Source organism: Novipirellula sp. (assembly GCF_041583735.1).
Taxonomy (GTDB): Bacteria; Planctomycetota; Planctomycetia; order Pirellulales; family Pirellulaceae; genus Novipirellula.
The window spans coordinates 1-4,216 of the sequence record NZ_JBFHFD010000721.1 but is presented as its reverse complement, the minus strand read 5'-3'; the positions used below and the strand labels follow the sequence as shown (position 1 = coordinate 4,216).

Sequence of the window (4,216 nt, the reverse complement as noted above, 5' to 3'; positions counted from 1 at the left end):
CGTAGCGTTCATCTTACGAATTGAAAAAGACCCGACAAAAAGATGGGTGGCAAAAACATCGGGAAAGTAGGCGGCTAGAGTTTTATCTTTTTGCCCCACATGTTTTTGCCGCTTTCTTCTTCGGCTGCGTGACACTCTAGGAACTTCCGTTGCTCACTGGCGGACCGGTCGCGATAGCATCTACACCAAGCAAGAACGATTGTTCTTGTGCCAACTTGAAGTGCCGGAGGCACGGCAGCATGGGGCGTGAGTCCTATGGGGGCTAATTCTCAGGCGTGACAATCCAGAGTCTTTCGGCGGTGCACAGGATTGCGGAATCGCAGCCTGGAAAAAACTGCAGTGTCAAGCGATTCGCATGTCCTTCGGGGATGATCCGAAACTGGTTAATCGTTCCAGTATCGCGATTCTGCCGATAAGCAACGCGTCTATCTTGTTCGTGCCACCAGATCACCGAATCGGTCGTCGCAATCGGCCTGGTCCTTGATGGTAAATCCACCAACCCAATCTCATACCACCGATCTTCGTTGAGCTTGAACAGTCGCCACCGCCGCTCTTTGGCGTCAACATCGTATCGGCCGACGACGAATTCGTATTCAGCCGTTCGTCGAAACTCCCTGCTCTGAAACCCACCGGCGGGAAAACGCGAGAATTGGTTGGCATCAAGTTCGTATCGCCAAACACCATTGCGATTGGAGTAAACGCCTGACTCTAAATCGTATCCTTCATCCATCACGATAATGACTCGGTTCTCGTCTTGCGCCATCATCAACCCACAGCGAGCACCAGGAAAATCATCCAAGGGTGTATTCGCATCTTTTCTTTGGCATGACGCAAGCAATTCGACCTGCTTTGTTTGCAAATTGATCGAGACGAAGTTTGCGTCGGCTCGTTCTTCCCCAACCCAGCTCAATAGGTTGCCGCCGACCGGCAATACCTGCTGGATGCAATTCGATGAAAGCCCCCAGCTCGTATCGATTTTGAATGCAGGGGCACCACTCAATGGAAACGCCAAGATTCCGCCACCCTCGGTCGTAACAAAAACATGATCTTCTCCCTTTACAATCACGTCCGGGATGAATGGTCGGCCATAATACCTGCGCATGAATGGCGGGACTTCCTTTCTAACGTTTCGTTCTTTTTCTTCCTCTCTGATTTTCAGGTGAGACAACTCTAGCGTTCCGATTTGCCTCACTTCGGCATCCTCCTCCGCCGACGTGCGGTAGAGTAATACCTGGGTCGACTTCGCTCGCGTGCTAACATCAAGGGCAAGCACAAATATATCGTCGCCAATAATTTGGGCGTTCAGCAACCTCGGTCCTGTTTTACCTGACGCGGGGAGCGTGATTTCTCGAACATGCTTCCACGCCAACGGCATGTTCGTGGTTTCAATCGACGTGTCCTTTGTCGAAAAGGGTTTCTCGACGCGTGCACGTTTATCCCGAATGACGTCGATCAATGATTCGTGCTGTTGGTCGTCTAATCCAAATCGGTTTTTAGCGACAATTTCCATGGTCCTATCGAGAAGTGCCAGATCTTCGGGGATGTAGTAAAAATGCGATGGGGCCACGACGTTTTTAAGGACTCCGGAACAGAGAACGCCGTGGTCAAGTAAACGAAAATAAGGATCGCTGTAGACTTCTCGTCGACGGTCGGGATCAGGAGTCAGCGAACACGTGTAATCGAATAAACTCCCCAGAGTGTTTCGCTGGTGACTCTCTTGATAACGAAGCTTGCGAACATAGGCGGTAACGAAATCCCGAGACTCGATCGCTGCTTGCTCATCAACCCGCTCGATTTGGTCCGCAATATCGTTTACTAATCGAATCACTTGCGACTGAAATGCATTCGAATAGACAAACCCTTGCGTGTCCCGCTGCTCACGCAGCGAAAAGTAGCGAGCGGCAAGACTCACGCTCGGATTTGATGCCGGGTCTACTTCCGAAAGACTTTTCAGCAGTCGCGTTTTGGCTGATGGGGTCAGGTCATCCATCGATAGGCGTAGGCCATAGAGATGTTTGAGCCACCGGTCATGTTTTAGGTTCTTCTCAAACACCGAAACAAATTGCTCGTCCCAATTGACCAGGCAATGCCGATCATGGTCCCCGGTCAGTCGCACTAACTCTAACGAAGTGATCTCGTCCTCGAACCGCTGCAGTTTCTCTCCCGAGAGTTTGCGTCTCGCGTCGTTGGCAAAATCGGTAAACACCGTTTTGTAAGCATCTTCATAGAAGCTGCGAAGTTCGCTAAAAACATTAGGCGACCGATCCGGATCGACTCGAAGGACCGACGAGCCGATGCCATATGGAAAGGTGAAATCGATCGCCAGCGTGTTCGCAGGACGCGTTTCATCATCGAGAAACGGCCACGCTGGCTTGGATTGTTCGGTTTGATGAATTTTTATGCGGAGTCCGAGCAGGTATCTCGCGAGTTCGACGCACTCGCGCCACTGATCAGCGGAGATGTCCTTCCCACCGCGGTAGAATTGTCCTCGTGCCGTCCCCACGAACGAATTCGACTCAATCAAGAGGCTTCGGTGGATCGAGCGTGCTAGCGAAACCAAGACCTCGGGATCGTCGCTCAACACATAGGCCGCTTCATAACGAACGGCTGCAGAATAAGGTTGCCGCATCATCGAATGCCGCTTTGCCTCACGCTGCAAATTCCTCGATTCCACCTCATGCGAGTTACCGTTTTTTTCTCTCGTCGTTGGCAGTGTTAAAAGCTCGGCAATTGACTCGGCTGTCTCGTCAGTCAGCTTGGCGAGATCGGTTTCGGAAGCATCGATACGCAATTTCTTAACCAGTGATTTTGGCTCGGGATCATCGGCTTTGTAGAGCAGTAAATCGACTTTGATCGTGTGTTGGTCTAAACGCGACAACTGCAAGGTCAATGTTTCAGTCGAGCTGAGTAATCGAGCTTGGATTTTTGCAATGGGCAGTATGTCTTCTTTGAGTACAAACCGAAGTCGCGATCGCTCCAGTAATCCAACCGAAGGCAGCTGAGTCAAGCTCTGCTGGAGTCGTGCGACATATTGGTCGGATGTACTTTGCCACTTTGGCGGCAGATCAACATTTCGCACCGAGGCCAACGAGATCATCGGTAGCGTTGACAGGTCAATTGTTCGGTACTGCTTTGCCACGGTGCGGATGCGTTCCGCCATTTGGCGTGCAAGTTCGATCGAGTCCGAAGACGCCAGTTCACGATCTTCGATGCGTATTCCCGTTTCACCATCAAAAACGATCATTCTGCCGCTGGCGTTCGTGGTGCCTTTCTCCCAAATGGCAAACATCTCAACGCCCAGTAGATGTCCGAGCAACAGCGAGTCAGAGTGGCTGTTCATGGTGGCGAGCTGTTGTTCGCTGAGCACCTGTTCGATACGACTTCGCTCTAAGATCTGAAAGTCGCTATTTTGAGCCAGCTCAACACTCGCCAGCTCTATGATCGACGCGTCTGCGGGGTCCGCAGCAAAGACCGCGATGGTTTCCGCTCGAGTTGGCGCGGCGAAGACGCAGGTTGCCAGCAGGCAGATGGAAAGGAGCCGATCGCGTTCGAACATGATTTTGCTGCTTGAATTCAAGTGTGGATGTCCTGCCCCGAGTATACCTCAGACGCCTCGCCAAGCGGTTCAGCTACGGAAACGCGAAGTCGCGAGGGCATGCACTGCCAGAGCATAATCGTGTCGTTTGAGCGTCCTTTCGAAGTGCCGGAGGCACGGCAGCACGTAGCATGAGACGCAAGTCCCAGGTTTTTCTGGATTAGAAAAGAACCGGCAAAAAGATGGGGGGCAAAAACATTAAGAAAGTAGCCGCTTGGAATTCATCTTTTTGCCACACATGTTTTTGCCGCCTTTTGCTTCGATTGCGTGACGCTCCACGAACGAAGAGCAAGAGAGGCAGAGCATCTCGCGGGAATTTTCGTCACTCATCGGCGCACCAGTCACGGATGCATTTACTCCATGCGTGAACCATAACATTTGCGTCAACCCGAAGTGCCGGAGGCACGGCAGGATGTAGCATGGGGCGTGAGCCCCATGGGTGCTGGTACCAAACGTCAGCAAAGCCCCGGAGGGGCGACAGCAATCTCTTCGCCGCAATGCGAACATTGGTAGTAAGATGGAGGTAGGGAAATAAAAAGAAGCGGGCTGCAGCGTTCACGCGGGGAATTGGAAGAAGCCGGCAAAAAGATGGGTGGCAAAAAAATCGGAAAGCAGAAACCT

General features: G+C 51.9%; 1 protein-coding gene. It reads right to left on the bottom strand.

Annotation, left to right across the window (positions count from 1 at the left end; all coding sequences use genetic code 11):
• Positions 1-262: 262 nt before the first annotated feature.
• Positions 263-3,556, bottom strand: coding sequence for a hypothetical protein (locus tag ABX962_RS31600; protein WP_372725577.1), 3,294 nt, complete (start codon positions 3,554-3,556; stop codon positions 263-265).
• Positions 3,557-4,216 lie beyond the last annotated feature (660 nt).

What these genes read in the sequence shown, in the direction of transcription:
- ABX962_RS31600 (WP_372725577.1), bottom strand. Translation starts at nt 3,556, where the DNA reads ATGTTCGAACGCGATCGGCTCCTTTCCATCTGCCTGCTGGCAACCTGC.